At 64.8% G+C, this 17,284-nt stretch carries 19 protein-coding genes; 8 read left to right on the forward strand and 11 right to left on the reverse strand.

Annotated features, from left to right (window positions below):
* Positions 1 to 8: 8 nt before the first annotated feature.
* On the reverse strand, positions 9 to 293 hold the full coding sequence (locus tag ABR323_RS21350) for a metal/formaldehyde-sensitive transcriptional repressor (RefSeq protein WP_439450745.1): 285 nt from the start codon (positions 291 to 293) through the stop codon (positions 9 to 11).
* 48 nt (positions 294 to 341) lie between these two features.
* Here ABR323_RS21350 and dmeF point away from each other — a divergent pair, with 48 nt between their 5' ends.
* Positions 342 to 1,328, forward strand: a complete 987-nt coding sequence (gene dmeF, locus ABR323_RS21355) for a CDF family Co(II)/Ni(II) efflux transporter DmeF (protein WP_439450746.1) — start codon at positions 342 to 344, stop codon at positions 1,326 to 1,328.
* A 119-nt stretch (positions 1,329 to 1,447) separates the two neighbouring features.
* On the opposite strand, the gene ABR323_RS21360 is transcribed toward dmeF, so the two are convergent.
* Positions 1,448 to 1,732 carry a hypothetical protein gene (locus tag ABR323_RS21360; RefSeq protein WP_208044070.1) on the reverse strand — a complete coding sequence of 95 codons (285 nt, stop codon included), beginning with the start codon at positions 1,730 to 1,732 and terminating at the stop codon, positions 1,448 to 1,450.
* A gap of 90 nt (positions 1,733 to 1,822) precedes the next feature.
* Here ABR323_RS21360 and ABR323_RS21365 point away from each other — a divergent pair, with 90 nt between their 5' ends.
* The 3 genes from ABR323_RS21365 (at position 1,823) to ABR323_RS21375 (ending at position 3,601) form a co-directional block, all read left to right on the forward strand.
* Positions 1,823 to 2,239 (forward strand): hypothetical protein, encoded by a 417-nt coding sequence (locus ABR323_RS21365; RefSeq protein ID WP_439450747.1) that lies wholly within the window; start codon positions 1,823 to 1,825, stop codon positions 2,237 to 2,239.
* A 69-nt stretch (positions 2,240 to 2,308) separates the two neighbouring features.
* Entirely contained in the window at positions 2,309 to 2,632 is a 324-nt protein-coding gene (locus ABR323_RS21370; protein ID WP_439450748.1) for a hypothetical protein, read from the forward strand.
* Positions 2,633 to 2,758: 126 nt separating this feature from the next.
* Entirely contained in the window at positions 2,759 to 3,601 is an 843-nt protein-coding gene (locus tag ABR323_RS21375) for a class I SAM-dependent methyltransferase (RefSeq protein ID WP_439450749.1), read from the forward strand.
* Positions 3,602 to 3,604: 3 nt separating this feature from the next.
* On the opposite strand, the gene ABR323_RS21380 is transcribed toward ABR323_RS21375, so the two are convergent.
* The 3 genes from ABR323_RS21380 to ABR323_RS21390 all read right to left on the reverse strand — a co-directional run bounded on the left by ABR323_RS21380 (position 3,605) and on the right by ABR323_RS21390 (position 6,654).
* Positions 3,605 to 4,573 (reverse strand): polysaccharide deacetylase family protein, encoded by a 969-nt coding sequence (locus ABR323_RS21380; protein ID WP_439450750.1) that lies wholly within the window; start codon positions 4,571 to 4,573, stop codon positions 3,605 to 3,607.
* A 70-nt stretch (positions 4,574 to 4,643) separates the two neighbouring features.
* Positions 4,644 to 5,303 (reverse strand): hypothetical protein, encoded by a 660-nt coding sequence (locus ABR323_RS21385; protein WP_439450751.1) that lies wholly within the window; start codon positions 5,301 to 5,303, stop codon positions 4,644 to 4,646.
* 538 nt (positions 5,304 to 5,841) lie between these two features.
* Positions 5,842 to 6,654 (reverse strand): alpha/beta fold hydrolase, encoded by an 813-nt coding sequence (locus tag ABR323_RS21390; RefSeq protein ID WP_439450752.1) that lies wholly within the window; start codon positions 6,652 to 6,654, stop codon positions 5,842 to 5,844.
* Between the two features lie 227 nt (positions 6,655 to 6,881).
* On the opposite strand from ABR323_RS21390, the gene ABR323_RS21395 reads away from it, so the two are divergent.
* The gene (locus tag ABR323_RS21395) at positions 6,882 to 7,364 is read left to right on the forward strand and encodes a nuclear transport factor 2 family protein (RefSeq protein ID WP_439450753.1); all 483 of its coding nucleotides are present in this window, start codon (positions 6,882 to 6,884) and stop codon (positions 7,362 to 7,364) included.
* Positions 7,365 to 7,463: 99 nt separating this feature from the next.
* A complete protein-coding gene (locus ABR323_RS21400) occupies positions 7,464 to 7,871 on the forward strand; it encodes an XVIPCD domain-containing protein (RefSeq protein WP_439450754.1) in 408 nt (135 codons plus the stop codon).
* Between the two features lie 109 nt (positions 7,872 to 7,980).
* On the opposite strand, the gene ABR323_RS21405 is transcribed toward ABR323_RS21400, so the two are convergent.
* The 4 genes from ABR323_RS21405 to ABR323_RS21420 form a co-directional block, all read right to left on the reverse strand.
* On the reverse strand, positions 7,981 to 9,045 hold the full coding sequence (locus tag ABR323_RS21405; RefSeq protein ID WP_439450755.1) for an XVIPCD domain-containing protein: 1,065 nt from the start codon (positions 9,043 to 9,045) through the stop codon (positions 7,981 to 7,983).
* A 40-nt stretch (positions 9,046 to 9,085) separates the two neighbouring features.
* Entirely contained in the window at positions 9,086 to 9,661 is a 576-nt protein-coding gene (locus ABR323_RS21410) for a hypothetical protein (protein WP_439450756.1), read from the reverse strand.
* A 144-nt stretch (positions 9,662 to 9,805) separates the two neighbouring features.
* Positions 9,806 to 10,951, reverse strand: a complete 1,146-nt coding sequence (locus ABR323_RS21415) for a YncE family protein (RefSeq protein ID WP_439450757.1) — start codon at positions 10,949 to 10,951, stop codon at positions 9,806 to 9,808.
* A 166-nt stretch (positions 10,952 to 11,117) separates the two neighbouring features.
* On the reverse strand, positions 11,118 to 12,044 hold the full coding sequence (locus tag ABR323_RS21420; RefSeq protein ID WP_439450758.1) for an XVIPCD domain-containing protein: 927 nt from the start codon (positions 12,042 to 12,044) through the stop codon (positions 11,118 to 11,120).
* Between the two features lie 172 nt (positions 12,045 to 12,216).
* Here ABR323_RS21420 and ABR323_RS21425 point away from each other — a divergent pair, with 172 nt between their 5' ends.
* Positions 12,217 to 12,708, forward strand: a complete 492-nt coding sequence (locus ABR323_RS21425) for a hypothetical protein (RefSeq protein ID WP_439450759.1) — start codon at positions 12,217 to 12,219, stop codon at positions 12,706 to 12,708.
* A gap of 114 nt (positions 12,709 to 12,822) precedes the next feature.
* Here ABR323_RS21425 and ABR323_RS21430 read toward each other — a convergent pair whose 3' ends face one another.
* Both ABR323_RS21430 and ABR323_RS21435 read right to left on the reverse strand, forming a co-directional pair.
* Positions 12,823 to 16,176, reverse strand: a complete 3,354-nt coding sequence (locus ABR323_RS21430; protein ID WP_439450760.1) for an XVIPCD domain-containing protein — start codon at positions 16,174 to 16,176, stop codon at positions 12,823 to 12,825.
* Between the two features lie 37 nt (positions 16,177 to 16,213).
* Positions 16,214 to 16,852 (reverse strand): DUF1629 domain-containing protein, encoded by a 639-nt coding sequence (locus ABR323_RS21435; protein WP_439450761.1) that lies wholly within the window; start codon positions 16,850 to 16,852, stop codon positions 16,214 to 16,216.
* Between the two features lie 167 nt (positions 16,853 to 17,019).
* Between ABR323_RS21435 and ABR323_RS21440 the strand changes: the two genes are divergently transcribed.
* Positions 17,020 to 17,202 carry a hypothetical protein gene (locus ABR323_RS21440; RefSeq protein WP_439450778.1) on the forward strand — a complete coding sequence of 61 codons (183 nt, stop codon included), beginning with the start codon at positions 17,020 to 17,022 and terminating at the stop codon, positions 17,200 to 17,202.
* Positions 17,203 to 17,284: the final 82 nt, after the last annotated feature.

Raw genomic sequence — 17,284 nt, forward strand, 5'->3', positions numbered from 1 at the left:
TACCCCTGCTACTTGCCGTAGCGGCGCAGCAGCTCCACCAGCACCTCGGCCTCGGCCGCCCGCTGCTGCGGGTCGTCGGCAGCCACCACATGTTCCTGCAGGTGCTCGTGCAGCAGCTCCATCAGCAGGCTGTGGGCGGCACCGCGCACCGCGGCGACCTGCACCAGCACGTCCGCACAGTCGCCGGCTTCACCCTCGGGCGGGTCCAACGCCTGCTCCAACGCCGCCACCTGACCTGCGATGCGGCGCACCCGGGTCAGCAGCTGCTTTCGATTCTTGTGTACATGAGCCATGGTCGGATCATATACCCTATGGGGGTATCCACTCCAGCTTCCGCCGCCATGCACTTGGACGCCCTCGCCGCCGCCCGTCGCCACGAACACCGCTTCGACGACGGCAATCCGCTGGCCGAACGCAATACCCGCCGCGCCCTGTGGCTCACCGTCGGCATGATGCTGGTGGAGATCGTCGGCGGCTGGTGGTTCAACTCCATGGCCGTGCTCGCCGACGGCTGGCACATGAGCTCGCACGCGCTGGCGCTGGGCCTCTCGGTGTTCGCCTACCGCTGCGCACGCCGCTACGCGCACGATCCGCGCTTCGCCTTCGGCACCTGGAAGATCGAGATCCTGGCCGGCTATACCAGCGCCATCGCCCTGCTCGGCGTCGCCGCGCTGATGGCCGTGCAGTCACTGCAGCGGCTGTGGGTGCCGGCGCCGATCCACTACAACGAAGCCATCGCCATCGCTGCGGTTGGCCTGGGCGTGAACCTGCTCTGCGCATGGTGGCTGCACGACAGCCCGGGCCACACGCACCACCACCACGGGCATGGCCATGGCCATGACCACGGGCATGACCACGCGCATGACCACGAACACCACGATCACGACCATGCGCACGGTCACGACCTCAACCTGCGCTCGGCCTACGTGCACGTGCTGGCCGACGCCGCCACCTCGGTGCTGGCCATCGTCGCCCTGCTCGGCGGCAAGCTGCTGGGCCTGACCTGGCTGGACCCGGTGATGGGCCTGGTCGGCGCCGTGCTGGTCACGGTGTGGGCGATCGGCCTGCTGCGCGACAGCGGCCGCATCCTGCTCGACGCGCAGATGGACGCACCGGTGGTGGCCGAAGTGCGCGAAGTGATCGAACAGGGTCCGTGGCCGGCACGCCTGGCCGACCTGCACGTCTGGCAGGTCGGTCGCGGCAAGTACGCGGTCAGCGCCAGCGTGGTCACCAGCGATACCAGCCTGGATGCCGATACCGTGCGCAACGCACTGGCGATCCATGAGGAGCTGGTGCACGTGACGGTGGAGATTCACCGCAGCGCGTGACCCGCATCCGGTAGTGCCGGCCGCTGGCCCGCATGGCCTCCTCCGACCGCTGCTGCCCAGTAGAGCCAGGCCATGCCTGGCTGTCCCAGCCGATGAGTCGCGCAAGCTCGACTCTACACCTAGAGCTTCAACATCATCCGCAGCAGGTACATCAGCAGCGGCAACGCACTCAGCACCGCACCGCCGATGCCGATCCACGGCCAGCGCTCGCCGCGCACGCGCGACGCCACCGCCAGGCCGCAGCCCACCAGCGCCGCGCCCAGCACACCCACGCCCAATCCCGCAGCCATGCCATTGCCGCCTGCGGCCACCGCCGCCTGCGCAGCCAGGCTGCCCGCACCCCAGCCCACCACGATCCCCAGCCAACTGGCCATGCCGCACCACGGTGCCTTGCCCTGCGCCATCCGAAAACCCCTGTGTCCTTGCCGAATTTCTGTACGGACCTCGCCCGTGTGCTGCCTACACTAGCCGCACCTGCCCCGTCGGGACATCCCATGCGCACGCTCCGCCTGCTGCTGCCCGGTGCCCTCCTGCTGCTCACCGCCTGCAGTGGTGACGCCGGGCTTCCTTTCAGCGCCGACCCCTTGCAGGGCTGCTTCGCTACCGGCGCACGCAAACCGGCTGACTTCCGCATCGACAAGGAAGGCAGCCAGTACTTCGTCTCCTTCAGCCGCGGCGACCAGTGGCAGCGCGAGCCGAATGCCCTGCACAAGGCCACCCGCAGCGAGATCAGCCGCTACTTCCGCGACGACGCCGAGCAGATCGACAGCGCGTTGATCCGCATGGCCGGTGGCTTCGGCATCTTCCACTTCAACAAGGGCGCGACGTTGAAGGGCAAGGCCAGTGATAGTGACTACATGGCGTTGATGCTGATCGGGGCTGGGCCGGTGTATGCGGTGAAGTGCCCGTAAGACGCAATGATTCTGATGGCGGCTCAGGGCAATATGGGCGCATCCTGTCTTCTTTGAGGAGCGATGCCAATGCTGCTGTTTCTGCTGCTTGCGGTAAGCGCGCCGAAAACCCAGGGGGCCTATGACGAAGTCCGGCAGCTGGCCGATGGCCAGACCCTGATCATGCGCACCCTGGACTGGGATCTCGGTGATGGTCGCCACGAGCGCGTTACCGTGCATTGGCTGCTGCAGAAAGACGGCAGCCTGCGCTACGACTTTGATCGGCAGCCACCGGAAACCCAGGACGTCCATCGTCGGTCGTGCGCGCGTGTAGGCATGCAGCCGTCGCGTGGCGTCGGCATGATTTCAGGAGAAGGAGCCACGCACGGCTTCAGCTGCACCAGCCAACGGTAGCGCCGAGCCCACGCTCGGCTCCTTCCGTCTCATCCACGCATGGCGTGGATCTACTGCAGCAGCCACGCGTGGCCCCGGCAACAGCTGCGGTACCATGCCCTCCCCCGAACCGCCCCGGTACCCGCCGTGCCCCATTACACCGGCCCCCTGCTGACCCGCGACAGCGCTGACACCCTGCGCCGTGCCCATGACAAGGGCGCTGCCGAATGCCAGGGCTCGCTCGACCTCGGCCGCAGCGAGGGCAGCGTGGCGCTGGATGCCGACGGCTTCCACTTCCGTGGCCAGCCGTACCCGTGGCCGGGCAAGCTGAAGGACCGCACGCTGTATTACTGGGACGGCGAGGACTTCGCGCCGATCTCGCGCTACAGCGGTTCGCTGATCAAGCTGGTGCCGACCGAATGGGGCGCACCGACCTTCGAGATCGACGGCATCAAGATGCTGCCGACGTCCAAACTGTCACCGTTCGAGGACGCGCGTCGCAAGGTCGAGCTGGTCGCCCCGGCCGGCAAGGTCATCCTCGATACCTGCGGCGGCCTGGGCTACTTCGCCGCCTGCGCGCTGGAGGCCGGTGTCGGCCAGATCCGCTCGTTCGAGAAGAACGCCGACGTGATGTGGCTGCGCACGCTCAACCCGTGGTCGCCGGATCCGGAATCGGCCGCGGCCGGTGGCCGCCTGCAGTTCAGCCACGGCGATGTCTCGCAGCAGATCGAACAGGTGGCCAGCAACAGCGTCGACGCGATCCTGCACGACCCGCCGCGCTTTGGCATCGCCGGCGAACTGTACTCGCAGGTGTTCTACGACCACCTCGCCCGCGTCATCCGCAAGGGCGGGCGCCTGTTCCACTACACCGGCGCCCCGAACAAGCTGACCAGCGGCCGCGACGTGCCGCGTGAAGTGGCCAAGCGCCTGGAAAAGGCCGGTTTCAAGGCCGAACTGGCGCTTGACGGCGTGCTGGCCGTCAAGCGCTGAGCCTCACTCCGAACCGACCTTGGCCAGCTTCAGCACCCACGCCGGCACCTCGGGTTCACCGGCGTAGAAATCCTTCGGCTTCTTCTCCGCCATCGCCCAGCGGTGCAGCCAGCTCGGGCCGTAGCGGCCGCTGTAGCCTTCGGCACCACGTGCATACGCCGGGTCACGCATCGCCTCATCCAGTGAGATGAAGCGATAGCCGCGCCGCTTCGTCGCCGCCACCAGTTCGGCAAACGCCGCTGCATTGAGTTCGTTGGCGTGCATCAACCAGACCTGCGGCAGCGCGTAGCCCAGCAGCGCCTGCGACTGCTTCTCGTAGTAGTCCAGCTTGTTCAGCATGTACGGCACATAGCCCTTGCGCAGCTGCGCCAACGTCGCCTCGCGTGCCGGCGAATCGGGCTGCTCGTTCATTACGTTGGCATAGGCGAACGCCCACACCCACTCGCCGTTGTCGACCGTCACGGGTGCCACGCGGTAGCCATGCTGATTGAAGAACGCGTCCATCTCCACACGTTCTTCCGGCGTGCGCCCGGCGCGCAGATAGGGGTGGCGCATCCACTGCGGCTTCAGTCCGCGCTCGGCCAGCAGCGGCCGCAGCACCGCCTCGCCACGCAGGAAATCCTGCTGGAACGCAGGCACGCCCTTGGCGTTCAGATCCATGTGCGAATACGTGTGGTTACCCAGCACATAACCTGCGTCCAGCCAGTCGCGCAGCATCTGCACCCGCGCCGGCTGCACCTGCCCGTCGATCTCAAGCTTGTTCTCGTTGACGAAGCCGACCACCGGCACACCCGCCTGGCGCAGCTGCGCCATCAGCGCCTCATGCCGCGCCTGCAGATCCGGCGGGACGATCTCGTCCACCCGCGCCCAGGGCAAGTCGTCGATGGTCACCGCGATCCGGCGATCCACTTCGGCGGCGTGAACCGCCAACGAACACAGCAGCAATGGCACAGCACGCAGCAACCAACGCATCAGCACTTCCTTGCAAGAGCGAAGCGCAGACTGTAGCGCGATTGCGGGCGCGTGGTCGGTCACGCGTCCGCTATGGGCTGGACGACTGCGCCTGACGCTCCCGCACGATCGCCCGCCACAGCATGAATCCCGCAGCCATCGCCATCAGCATCAACGCGACCAGCACCAGGGCAAGGTCATCGGGATTGCGCAGCAGCGGCGCGTGCTCATGGGTGAGGATCTCGAACACCACCTGCTGCGCCTGTGCCAGCGGCAGCCGGCCCTGTTCGCCCAGTTCCACCAGGCACGCCGCTGGGGACAGTTTGGCTACGCTGATCCATGCCATGTCGTACAGGTGCAAGGCCCTGACGGCCAGCACCAGCACAGCGGCATGCAGCGCCATCACCCCCCAGTTGGCGCGTCGCAGGCGCTCCGAAAGGCGACCCAGCCGGTAGACGCTGATCGACATCGCGCCCAGCAGCGCCAGCACCACGCCCGCCATCGGAATCCACTGCAACGGTTGCCACGGTGCAAGCGCAGTGGACCGCGCCAGCAGCTGTTCGGCCACCTGCATGCGCGCGACCGGGTCGGGCCCACCGCATGCATCATCCACCGGCTCCAGCAGCAGTCCCACACGGTAATGGAAGAAGCCGGCTGCAAGCGCCACCGCCAGCAGCGCTACCACCTGCAGTGTCAGCAGGATCGGTCCAGGTCCACAGATGCGACAGAAGCGGGTAGCAGCAGAGACCATCGGTTCATCCATGACAACAAAGGACCATCCTAACCAAGCGCCCTGTGCTTGTCGGCTGGCGGATACGACAACCGCGGCCTGGTCCCGGTGGGACGTGGCCTAGCGTGGAGGGTCGTATGTAGAGGTGTGGTGGAGGGTCACGCTGCATCTGTGGGTGCGAACACTGCTTCCGCTGTTGGTGTTCGTGATCGTGATCGCGTGGATCCTGCTGTGCTGATGTAAAACCACGCCATGCGTGAATGGAAGCAGAGCGAAGCCGAACATGGCTCGACTCTACAGGTGGCACTGCTGTAGTAGATCCACGCCATGCGTGGATGGAAGCAGAGCGAAGTCGAGCATGGCTCGACTCTACAGGTCACGATCCGCGCGGCAGCTTCGCGGCCCACATGTTGTCCACCAGATTCGGATAACGCCGCCCGTTCTCTTCCGCACGCTGCCGCGCCGCTTCTTTCTGCGCAGGCGACAATGGCTGCGACGTCTGGCCCTTGGGGTTGGGCTTCTTTCACGGGGGTGTGTTGGCCTGGCGCATGGCCGCAGCTTACCGCTTCAGGAAGTTCAGCAGCGCCAGATTGAAGTGATCGGCATGGCTGGTATTGCAGCCATGGGGTGCGCCTTCAAGGATCACCACTTCGCTGCCCGCAATGACTCGCTGCGTGCGCTGACCAGAACCTTCAAACGGGACGATGGCATCGCTGTCACCGTGCAGGATCAGCGTTGGCACAGTGATCTTCTTCAAGTCATCCCGGAAATCAGTAGTCGCGAATGCGTGCATGCAGCCCAACGCCGCCGCCGGGTCGGATTGGTGGCACAGCGCGATCGCCGCCTGACGCGTCTCTTCGGTCACCATCAACTGGCCATTGGCACTGAAGAAATCGCGGGTGAAGCCATCGAAGAAGGCTTCGCGGTCTTTCTCCAGCCCGCTGCGCATGTCATCGGCCTTGTCCTGGGTGAGCGGGCCGTCCGGGTTGTCATCACTGCGCAGCAGATACGGCGGCACGGCGGCGGCGAACACCACGCTGTGCAGTCGATCCTGCCCGTGATTCGCCACATAGCGCGCCACCTCACCACCGCCCATCGAGAAGCCAACCAGGGTCACGTCGCGCAGATCACGCTCCTCGATCAACCCGGCCAGGTCAGCCGCCAGCGTGTCGTAGTCATAGCCCTCGGCCGGCTTGTCTGAGCGGCCGAAGCCGCGGCGGTCGTAACTGATCACCCGGTACTGGGCATCACGCAGGATCGACACCTGCGTCTTCCAGGCATCGGCGGAAAGCGGCCAGCCGTGGATCAGGATCACCGGGCGGCCGTCGCCACCGGTGTCTTCAACGTGCAGGCGGATGCGGGAAGCAGGCATGGGAGCTCCTGTGGAAGGGGAGGATTTCAGGCTATGGGCCGGCCCCTATCGCGACCGTGATGGAATCGCCGGTCGCCATGACATCCCCTGCACAGACGACGGCCCCGGCGCTGGAGCTGGGCCGCAAATGCGGGCATTCACTCCATAGAAGGGCCGTTTCGTCGGAAGCCGGCTGCAGCGGCCCAAACGCCATGCGAGCCTGCGTGAACCACCCTTGGAGTCTCGCCATGTTGCTGCTCACCCTGCCTCTGCTGGCCGCCGGCCTCGCCGCCGCACCCGCATCCTCCGATGACCTGCGCGAACAGATCCGTCAGGCCGACACCCAGCTGTTCGCCGTGGCCTTCGAGGCCTGCGATGCCGACAAGGCCGCCGCGATGACCACCGAAGACATGGAGTTCTTCCATGACAAGGATGGCAAATCGGCCAGCAATCGCGAGGACTTCCGGCGCAGCGTGGCCAACATGTGCGGCAACGCGCGCAAGGGTGGCTGGCACCTGCGCCGCGAGCTGGTGGAGCCTTCCCTGCAGGTGTTCCCGCTGCACGACGAGCGAGCGCTGGAGATCGGCGACCACCGCTTCCATGAACGCGGCAAGGACGGTGTGGAGCGATGGGTGGGCCAGGCCCGCTTCATCCAGGTCTGGCGCCGCGTGGACGGGCGCTGGTTGGCCGAGCGGGTGATCAGCTATGACCATCGGCCGGCCACACCGTAGGCCCATCCTGCGCAGGGTCGCGGAAGCACGCGGCGTGGCTTTACACTCGACTGCAGCGGCGGACCTCTGCCAACTTCCCGTCCGCTGCGGAGCCACGTTATGACCCCCGATTCTTCTCCCTCATCGCTTCACGACCAGGTCCGCCAGGGCGTGGCCGCACTGGACGCTCAGCATGGCCGTCCGTTCGACCAGACCAGCGAGCGCCTGACCGCCAGCCTGACCGTGCTCGCCCGCGAGCAGGGCCTGCAGCAGGTCGACCACGTGCTGGTCAGCAACGCCACGGCCCAGCATCCGGCCGGACACAACGTCTTCGTCGTGCAGGGCGACCCGGCCAATCCGGCGCACCTGCGCGCGATGATGCCGACGGCTGTGGCGGTACAGACGCCGGTGGAGCAGTCGATGCAGAAGTTGGGGCTGGGTATGCAGCAGCTGGTACAGGCCGGGCAGCAGACGCTGGATGCACAGGCGCAGGACCAGCAGCAGAATCCGGCACACCGCCTGGGCTGAGCCGCCGGCGTTGTTGGCGGCACGGCACGGAAGCACCGGCACGCCGTGGCGCTTGCCGTCGATGTAGCCCAAACCCATCGCACCTCGCTGCGATCGGAAGGCCACTTTCCTACACCATGCGAGGCCCAGGCTGCTCCTGCACCTGACGCTGCTGCAACTCGTCATGCGTGCGCATCTGAGCAGACTGGGACAGCTGCTCGGCACGCTCAAACGAGGTCTCTGCCGGTGTCTGCGCGGCCACCGCAGTTGGCATGCTGACGCGCAGCTGTGCCGGGTCGTTTCGCTCGCCCTGCACGATGAAGATGTTCTGCGCCGCATCGGCCTGCGCAGTGCGATCGCTCAACAGCACGTGGTCGACCTGAGTCAGGCCGTTTGCCTTGGCCAGGGCGTACAGGCTCGCGCTGATGTTCTCGCTGGTGGCATCGAAGCTGCGGCCCCGCTCTGTATCAAGCAGGGCCACGCCCTGGTGGATCTGCGAGAGCAGCGGGTCGTTGCTGTGCCGGGCCAGAAGATCACCACTGCGCTCCCCCATACCCTCGGCGTCGCTCAGGATGCGTTGCTGAAAGCTGCGCTCCGGCAGGGGGTGGGTTTTCTTCTGATTGAGCTCGCTGTTTGGAAACGGCGGATCAATGCTATCCACGCCATGGATGTTGCGCAGCGGTCGGAACCCATCCTTGCCTGCACCCTTGCTCTCCAAGGGAATGCGGACATCGGGAAGCAATTGGCCGATGCCACCTCCCAGCGCGTTCACGTCGATGCTCTTTTTCCGCTCGATGCCCGCGTGGTTCAAGGCTTCCCAGGTGAAGTCAACGCAGTTGTGGCGCACGTCCTTGTATTGCAGATCGAAGCCGTACTTATCCGGGTGCGCGCCGAACGACTCAAGCTTCTTGTACTGTTGCTCGCTGATCTCGAGCGTGCGGCTGTAATGGGGGTTCTTGTACTCGGTCGCATCGGTCTTCATGACCTCGCCCGGCCCGTTCATGCTTCCATGTTCGGAAGGCGCGAAGCCGAAACTCCGCGTGGTCTTGTCCGGCCCATGGAGCACGTAGAACATGTGCCCGGGCCCGGATGTCTGCGGGACCCCGTCCACAACTTTCTGTACACCTTTCTCGTCCACCAACGGCGTACCAGGTGCGGCAATGACGATTTCTACGGTGTAGCGCGGCTTATCCATAAGAAGACTCCTTCAATTCCACCCAGAAGTGGGACAGCGACTATTTTCCCGAGAGAGGGTCCGCATGAACCCGCAGCTGTGCCGGGTAATGCTGGAGCGCAGCGGTGGGCTGCACCGTGCGCACATCCAGGCGGTAGTGGGCATCCGTTTCCATCGGCAGCGTGACGATGCTCAACCTGTATCGGCTGGCGCCCATCGATACCTGCTGCGCGTAGCGCCAGTCTGCCGATGCATGCCATTCGGGGAGGGGCTCCCCCAGATTGCGCGCCCTTGCCTGATAGACATCAGAAGTTGCAACGTCCTGCCAAGCGCCTGCGACCCAGCGCTGCAGGGACAGCTGGAAGGGAACATGGACATTGTCCATGTCAGGCTCACTGTCAGACCCGGGTCCATGTCGCTGAACCTCGAGATCAAGCACATAGGGTCGACCCGGATAGAAGTTGCGGGCATTCGTCTCGAACTCGAACCGCACCGCTTGGCCGGACTCGGCCACGTTGATCGGCCTGACCAGATCCAGCGGCTCCGGCGCATCCGGTACGCGGCTGCTACAGGCACCGAGTGCGCCCGCCAGCGTGAAGATCAGGCCGGCGCGCAGCCAGCGGTGGATACCCAGCATGATTCAGATCCTTTGGCTCCCTGCCATGGGCTTCAACCCTAGCGGGTTGGCGCTGGGCACTGCAACCGGGCAAAGAAAAAGGCAGGGTCTGCACCCTGCCTTCTTCACGCGGCTCGCCGCCGGGCGTGCCCCGGCGTCACTCCATCACAGCTGAATCCGCGCCACGCTCTCGTCAGCGCCCTTGTCATCCTTCTCGCCGTTCTTGACGCTCACGAACAACACGTTGTTCTTCGTATCCAGCGCCAGGCTGTTCGGGTGGGTCGGCACCGTGTAGGTCGCCACCTTCTGGTAGCTGTCACTGTTGTAGGCGGTCACCGTACCGGCCTCGCGGTTGGTCACGTACAGGCGCTTGCGCGGTGCATCCAGCAGGATGCCCAGCGGGCCGGCATCGGTCGGGATGCTGGCCAGTTCCTTGCCGGTGCTGCGGTCGAGCACCAGCACGCGCTGGCCCGGATGCTTGCTGACCAGGCCACTGCTCTTGGCCTGGTAGCCACGCAGGAATTCCGAGCCCTGGTCGGTCACGAACAGGCGCTTGCCGGCCGGATCCAAGGCAATGTTCATCGGCTGCTCGGCGGCGATCTTGTGCTGCGACACCACCTTGTTCGAATCGGTACCCACCACCACCAGGTCGGCCAGCAGGTTGCTGGTGTAGACGCGCTTGTTGGCCGCATCCAGCGCCAGGCCCGGTGCCTTGGCATTGCCCAGGCCGTCGATGGTGTTGATCACCTTCAACGTGTTCGTATCGATCACGAACAGCACGCTGCTCACGTCGGGCTGGCTGCTGTGGCCGGTCACGTACAGGCGGTTGGCGGCGCTGTCGACCACCAGCTCGCGCAGGTCATGGGTGTAAGCGGCCTTGCCATCCTTGCCGGTCTTCTTCTCCATCAACTGGATGGTGCCGACGGCCTTGTTCTGCGCGGTGTCGACCACGGTCACCGACAGGTCCACGGTGTTGCCCACGTACAGGCGGTTGTGGGCGTCATCCAGCACCACGCCGAAGGCTTTGCGCTCCAGCGGGATACGGGTTTCCACGGCCAGCGTGGCCGGGTTCAGGCGCAGCACCTGGGCCGGGCCGGCGTCATCGCCGAAGCCCCCGGACGAGGCCACGAACACGGCGTTCTGCTTCGGGCTGTAGGCCAGCTCGTACAGGCCCTTGGCCACGGCCTGGCGCTGCACGGCGGCGGTGGCGCTGGCGGCGGGTGCGTTGTCGGCGAATGCAGAAGGCGCGCCGAGGCTGAGCGAAACGGCAACGGCCAGGGCGGCCGAGCGGAAGAGAGGATTACGGAACATGCGAGCGTCCTTGAATGGGCACGGGAAGGTGTCCTGGCTCGCTGGGCCGTACTGCGACGGCCCGACCTGCATCTGTCTGCGCGGGGTGGGCTGGCTGGGGTTGCGGAGGAATGGTAGCAGGTGGGGGGCGTGGCGTGCGCCGGCGCGCGTATGGCAGGCGCGCGGATTACTGCTCTTTCAAGCGCAGCGAATCGGCCACATCGGTCGTGGCCGCCACCTCGGTGGCGATGCTGGCGCGGCGGTGCCCCGGGTCGTTGCGATCGCCCTGCACGATGAAGATGCTCTCGGCCGCATGGCTGCTTTGGGTCGGCTGGCTGAGCAGCACGTGATCCACGCGCGAGAGATTGTTCTGCTTGGCCAGCACCAGCAGGCTGGCGCTGATGCGCTGGCTGGCGGCATCGAACGGGCGGCCATGCGCGGCGTCCAGCTCGGCCACCTTCTGGATCAGCTGCGAGAACAGGCGATGGTCTGGATGCGAGGGGTCCAGCAGCGTACCGGCCACTTCAATCGGCGTCGGCGGCGGCTCATCGCTGGCACGGTCGCCCTGGCGATGATGTTCGGCCTCGCGCTCGGGCATCGCGTGATGGGTTTCGGCATTCAGGTCGCTGCCCGGGAACGGCGCGGCAATGCACTGGATTTCCGGCAGGTTGAACAGCACCGCGAACTCGCCCAGGTTGCTGCCGCCGTCCAGCGGTGCCGGCAGCGGATGCAGGCCGGCATAGTGCAGCGCGGCCCAGACGAAATCGCTGCAGCGGTTGATGGTGGCCGGGCGATCCACATCGAATTCGAACTCGGCCGGTTCCTCGGCGAAATCACGCAGGCAGCCGTAGTGCTCCTCGGTGATTTCCAGGGTGCGGCTGTAGTACGGGTCCAGATGCTCGTCGGCATCGTCGTGGCACACCTGCGCGTACTGCACGCCGGTGCGGGTTTCGCCCGGCGCCTGGCGCGGTGGTGCAAAGCCGTAGCTGTGGGCCTCGTCGCCCTCAGCCACCTGAAGGTACATATGGCCGCGCGGCGAGATGCCTCCGCTTTTCAGCGGGGTTCCAGGTGCGGCCAGATAAAGGGTTGCGGTGTAGCGTGTTGCCTGCTCCATGCCTGCTCAGCCTTGTTGGGTACTGCGGTCCTGGGCGGATAATGGCATAGGTGGGATGGGGGGCAGGTGGAGGACAGCCAGATGCTGGTACCGGCTTGCTGAATGTGTGAACCAGACGGCAGTACGAGAATTGGGTCGCCGGTAATTCGTCAAGGACAACCAAGGGAAACACATGCCAAGTACTTTCTATCCAGATGCAACGTCAGAAGCCGAGATGCAGAACGCGGTCCTGGTCAGCCTTGCTCGCCTGCAAGGCGGTGGGCCATCACCTGCAGAGTATGAGTACGTATTCCGGCGCAACGGCGAGCGCGTTGGGGTCGCCGGGGTGAGCGGAGGGCTGGATTGGTACATCAGAGAAGAGGGGCATTGGGAGGACATTTATTCACTCGACTTCACACATCCGCAGTCATTGAGATGCTTGCTCGAAGAGAAGTCAGCCCTAGGCAGCACCGAGGACGATTTTTCCTTTCTGCGCAGGATCGTTCATGCTCTGCTGTCAGCCGCAGGCTCCGGCGTCCGGTCACGGCACCATGTGCGCTATGTCGCCTTGACCACGCAGGATGCCTTGGCTGGCGCTGGCGTGCCGGCGAATGCGCATCACGTACTGGATTCCCTGGAAGGCTATCTGCTGCTCGCAATTCTGCAGATTCCGCCAAGGGATTAAGTGACCAGCAGCACGACAAGCACGACCTGAAGTTACTGAGGGACAGGGGATAAGTGTCGTCCTTGGTGATTCACAACAGTCATACTTCTGAACCTGTTCGCCCCTGACCAGTGATCATCCCCCGCTGGCCGCACGAATCTGGATGTCGTGCTGCACCCGTTGGTCTTCCAGCTGCTGATCCATCTGATTCGCAAGCGCACGCTGATGCGCTTCACGGCTGACAGAGTCGAACTGCTGCAGTGACTCTTCAACTGATGTCTGCGCCGCCAGTTCTGTCGGCATCGCAGCGCGCTGATGGGCCGGATTGCTTGGCTCACCCTGCACCACGAACAGCGTGTGCCCGGCCGGATGTTCACTCGTAGCGTTGCTCACCAGCACATGGTCCACCCGTTCGAGGTCGTTGTCCTTGGCCAGTACCAGAAGGCTGGCGGTCATGCGTTCGCTGACTTCATCGAAGCTGCGGCCGTGCTTGGCATCCAGCGCTTCCACGCCCTCACGGATCTGCTGATACAGCGCGTGATCGGGGTGGCCGGGCTGCGTGGGGTCCTGCAGCGCCCGGTTCGGGGCCGATGCCTCATCCGGTGCGGGTGCGGGCGCGGCCGGCTCAGGGCTTGGCGCTATCGTGGGCTCGGCAGGAACAGCGACAGCCGCAGTGACGGGCTGGAGGTCATCCAATGGCGCCGTTTCGGGCTCTGGCACGTGTTGTGCCGCTTCCTGCTCCAAAGACCATGGATCGCGCGCAGGCTCAGCAGGCAGCGGCTCCTTGAAGGGCACCGGTTCCACCTCCTGAACTGCCATGTCCTGCTTTGGAGTGGGAGCAACCGCAGGCACCGGGGCCATCCGTTCCGGCTCCGATGCCTGCTCTGTGCGCTGCGTGGGCATCATCTGCGTTGCCGCATCCAGAGGCGCGGCGGCATGTGGCGTCGCGCGCTCAGGTGCGGCTGAGTGCGCCTGCATCGGCCCAGCCGGCTCCAGCCTCTGTGAGGCGGTACGGTTTTCGGTGGGCGCCTCGCTGTTTGGATGGGGCTGAGATTGGGGCTCCGCCTCACGCCGCGGCGGATCGCGCTGCTCGGCGTGCCGTTGAGGCTCAGGCTTGTCCTGTGGGGTGGGCGTAGGTGGTGGTGCGACCGTTATCGCTGGCGACGCTGCCGCAACCGTCGCAGGCGCGATGGGCTGCGCAGTCACCGGCTCTTCGGGCCGCACTTCCACGTTCCCGCCCTGGTCCGATCGCTTGTCGCCATGTGCCACCTGCGCGGCCGCTCGTGCAGCCTGTCCCGCATCCACCTGCGCAGCCCCCTGTCGATTGGCCTCCTGCAGTGCCTGCCGGTAAGCCTCCTGCTCACCCGCCGACAGCGCGGCAATGCGCAGCTCGGGTGAGTCCGGCACCGGCGCCTGCTCATTGGCAAGCGCCCGCACCTCATTCCACGCCGCCTGCAGCTCCAGCGTACTGGTGGTCGCGACGGCGCGCGCCACGCCATCCTCGCCTACCTGGTAATGGGTGATGGGCCGAGAGGCGCCCGCGTTGCCCTCAGCAACAGGCCCCAGTTCCTGCAGCGTGGGACCCGTAATGCCGTGCTGCTCGCGCGTGCGTGCCGTAGCCAGCGCAATCGATTGCTCCCATGCCGGTGACAGCACGACGCCCGCAGCGTAGTAGCTGTGGCGCAGTTCGTTCTGATTCACTTCCGCCGCAGACGGCAATGGCCGCGCGTCCAACGCGGCAATGGTCTGGTTGAACTGATCGAGCGACGGCTGCTGGATGGTGCGGGTCAGTTCCAGCTCCAGTGCCATGTTGCCCTGCGCGATCTGGCCGGCATGGCTCCACTGCCCTGCTTCGTCGCGCTGGTAAAGCTGGTTGTCCGAGCCCTGGATGGCGTCGGGCCTGGCACGCGCCTGCTCCACCGCTTCCGGCACCATCGGCACGAAGTCGCTGGCGCGGGTAGCGGCGTAGGTCTCCAGGTAGCTGGCAGCAATGGCGGCCTTGCCGTTGGCGATGTTGTTCTCGATGCGCTGCACCGCCTCATGATTCAACTCGTTGGCGCGTTCGGGGCTGGCGGTCTGCGTCTCATACACACCCCGGTCGTTGGCACCGGACACGCCAATCTTGACCTGCCGCGTCCACTGTTCGGTCTGCGCATCGCGGTGCCAGTTGGAATTGTCCAGACGGCCCTCGCCATCCTTCGCCGGAATACTGAAAGGATCCTGCGGCAGCGGTGCCTTGCCCAGCGCCAGCTCTACCGCTTTTACGTGGGCGTATGCGCCCAGCTCGCAGGCCTTCTCGTAACTGGCGCCCACACTGCGCTCAGCCGGATTGCCCAGGCCGTCGCCTGCGCTGTCCATGACTGCCTGGCGCTGCCAGTTCAGGCCATTGAACTCCCACGTGACATCGGCCTTGTCGGTCTGCCGGTAGACGGCACGGTTGTCGAGCAGATCGGCGCCTTTGTCGAACGCCTTGCTCATCAGCAGCGCATCGCCCGCGACGATGGCCACAGGGACGAAGCTGGACGTGCCGATCACCGACGCAGTGGCCATGCCACCGATCCAGCCACCGCCGTTTCGCGCCAGGGCGTGGGTGAGCTCGGACTGAGCGGCGGTGCCGTTGCCTTCTTCCAGCAGCTGCGAGGTTCGGCGGGCGGTGATGACGGCGTCGGCGCCAGAGGCGAGCAGGCCGCCGGAGCGGATCAGTTGGCTGGTGGAGGCTTCGCCGAGGAGGATGCTGGTAGTCGCAAATCCTCGCTGACCTTGCGGAACGCGCAATGGGTCTGCCGCTTCCTTACCCAGAGCATTCTCAACTATCAGGACTCCCTCTGAGGATATGCTCAGCCTGCCACCGTGGTAGGCGCTGGAGATTGCCTCCGAAAGGCCTTGACGCTGCAACTCCGCTCCACCTCCACGCGTTAACGGATTGGGAGATGACTGAACGTGCCGGAGCGTGGCCACTACACGATGCTCCGAATGAGTAACACCCGCCCAGCCGCTATCGATCGGCGTGAAGCTCCTAAGCTGTTGAAGCTGGGGAGCGTTTAACTGGCCATAACGGGCTTCGTTGAAGAAGAAGCTCTGAACTTGTGGCCGAATATCGTCAGGCTTTAGACCATAGGGAGCGTTGGTGTAGAGATCACCATTGATCAGGCCGACCCGTACCGTGTCGCGCAGTGCCTCTACCCGCCCGGAAATCCGCGCCTGTGCCGCAGCGTCTCCGTTGAACGCGCCCACTCCGTCGGGCGTCTGCTCCAAGCGACGCAAACGTTGCAGGAGGCCGATCTGATAGTCGGCGATAGGGCCACCACTGTGCGGAGTGATTCCCAGCGTTTGAGCGAACGCCGGATCAGCCGGGAGAAAGATCCGATTCTCCGGGGCGTGGATATCAAAATGACCGGTGTCGGCGAGCATCCTGAGCAGTGGGCTACGCGCTAGCGTACGCTGCTCGATCGCGTGATGGTCTTGAAAGTCAGGTCCGTTGCGAGGCATCGATCAGGCTCCTTCCTGCTCAGCAGCTGCAAAGCAGCTAGATATCTGCAGCGTCAATAAACCACATGCCATCGGTATCATTGTCAGTAGCCACGCCAGCGCTTTCCACTGCGTCTTTGAACACGTGGTCGCAAAAGACAGAGGCTGTATAAGGTGTCTTGAAGACGTGCGCCTGGCCGAGCGCGCCACGATCAAACGTCACACTTGCACCACCACCCAGGTCGTAGAACTTCCCGTTGATGAAATCTTCGGAGGTATCAATAAAGAGCTTGGAAGCACCTTCGTCCAACGCATCAATTACCCGGATCACAGTGCACAAGTAGCGGCGGTCGCCTTGGCTACCATCTTCCAGCCGATAGTCAACTTCCGCAAAGGCGAAGGCGTGAGGATCAACGGAAATCATCACGTCATGCAGTCGCTTCGAGACGAGCCAGTATCCGCTGAATCCCGGCTCCAGATCCCGTGGCGGTGCGCCTACGCTCGGATTGAAAGCCAATCGCGGAACCTCGCGGAGTGGTGGAATGCCTCCCTCCTCTGGTAGCAGGATCATGCGGGGAGGAGACAGCAGTCGATCCAGATTCTCGAAGACGACCCCGCATGCAGGGCCACTGATTGCACCGGCCTCAAGGAGAAAGAACTCCCCCTTCCGAGGGTGATTAGCTGAGGTCGAATCCATGCGCTATCTCCATCTCATTCTGAGTCCTGCACTGGGCACAGCTTACCGGTCACCGGTCACGGATCAAACACTCACACTCCAAAGAAGCGTGCTGAATGGGCATGCTGCCTTGTAACCCGGTCGGCAGCAGCCGGTAATCGGATTACAACGAAATCCATTACAGGTAGATCATCCGTCCAATAGGAGCCCTTCGCTTGTTCGCCATCGACCATCGCGATGCCGGCATGGATGAGTACCTGCTGCGCTACTACGCAGATCTACCGCCGCGCGAGGTTGCACTGGCGTTCGGCAGCGACTACGACCTGGAGCGCGACGATGCGCTGTGGCCACGGCATGGCGCGCCTATGTGATCCGCGCAGAAACCCGGCACGCCGGCATTCAAGGCAAGCGATGCCAGGGGATGGCCGCTATGCTTGGCAGCGCACTGGAATG

Source organism: Stenotrophomonas sp. ATs4 (assembly GCF_051861585.1).
GTDB classification, from domain to species: domain Bacteria; phylum Pseudomonadota; class Gammaproteobacteria; order Xanthomonadales; family Xanthomonadaceae; genus Stenotrophomonas; species Stenotrophomonas maltophilia_AS.

What these genes read in the sequence shown, in the direction of transcription:
- ABR323_RS21350 (WP_439450745.1), bottom strand. Translation starts at nt 293, where the DNA reads ATGGCTCATGTACACAAGAATCGAAAGCAGCTGCTGACCCGGGTGCGC.
- dmeF (WP_439450746.1), top strand. Translation starts at nt 342, where the DNA reads ATGCACTTGGACGCCCTCGCCGCCGCCCGTCGCCACGAACACCGCTTC.
- ABR323_RS21360 (WP_208044070.1), bottom strand. Translation starts at nt 1,732, where the DNA reads ATGGCGCAGGGCAAGGCACCGTGGTGCGGCATGGCCAGTTGGCTGGGG.
- ABR323_RS21365 (WP_439450747.1), top strand. Translation starts at nt 1,823, where the DNA reads ATGCGCACGCTCCGCCTGCTGCTGCCCGGTGCCCTCCTGCTGCTCACC.
- ABR323_RS21370 (WP_439450748.1), top strand. Translation starts at nt 2,309, where the DNA reads ATGCTGCTGTTTCTGCTGCTTGCGGTAAGCGCGCCGAAAACCCAGGGG.
- ABR323_RS21380 (WP_439450750.1), bottom strand. Translation starts at nt 4,573, where the DNA reads ATGCGTTGGTTGCTGCGTGCTGTGCCATTGCTGCTGTGTTCGTTGGCG.
- ABR323_RS21385 (WP_439450751.1), bottom strand. Translation starts at nt 5,303, where the DNA reads ATGGTCTCTGCTGCTACCCGCTTCTGTCGCATCTGTGGACCTGGACCG.
- ABR323_RS21390 (WP_439450752.1), bottom strand. Translation starts at nt 6,654, where the DNA reads ATGCCTGCTTCCCGCATCCGCCTGCACGTTGAAGACACCGGTGGCGAC.
- ABR323_RS21395 (WP_439450753.1), top strand. Translation starts at nt 6,882, where the DNA reads ATGTTGCTGCTCACCCTGCCTCTGCTGGCCGCCGGCCTCGCCGCCGCA.
- ABR323_RS21400 (WP_439450754.1), top strand. Translation starts at nt 7,464, where the DNA reads ATGACCCCCGATTCTTCTCCCTCATCGCTTCACGACCAGGTCCGCCAG.
- ABR323_RS21405 (WP_439450755.1), bottom strand. Translation starts at nt 9,045, where the DNA reads ATGGATAAGCCGCGCTACACCGTAGAAATCGTCATTGCCGCACCTGGT.
- ABR323_RS21410 (WP_439450756.1), bottom strand. Translation starts at nt 9,661, where the DNA reads ATGCTGGGTATCCACCGCTGGCTGCGCGCCGGCCTGATCTTCACGCTG.
- ABR323_RS21415 (WP_439450757.1), bottom strand. Translation starts at nt 10,951, where the DNA reads ATGTTCCGTAATCCTCTCTTCCGCTCGGCCGCCCTGGCCGTTGCCGTT.
- ABR323_RS21420 (WP_439450758.1), bottom strand. Translation starts at nt 12,044, where the DNA reads ATGGAGCAGGCAACACGCTACACCGCAACCCTTTATCTGGCCGCACCT.
- ABR323_RS21425 (WP_439450759.1), top strand. Translation starts at nt 12,217, where the DNA reads ATGCCAAGTACTTTCTATCCAGATGCAACGTCAGAAGCCGAGATGCAG.
- ABR323_RS21430 (WP_439450760.1), bottom strand. Translation starts at nt 16,176, where the DNA reads ATGCCTCGCAACGGACCTGACTTTCAAGACCATCACGCGATCGAGCAG.
- ABR323_RS21435 (WP_439450761.1), bottom strand. Translation starts at nt 16,852, where the DNA reads ATGGATTCGACCTCAGCTAATCACCCTCGGAAGGGGGAGTTCTTTCTC.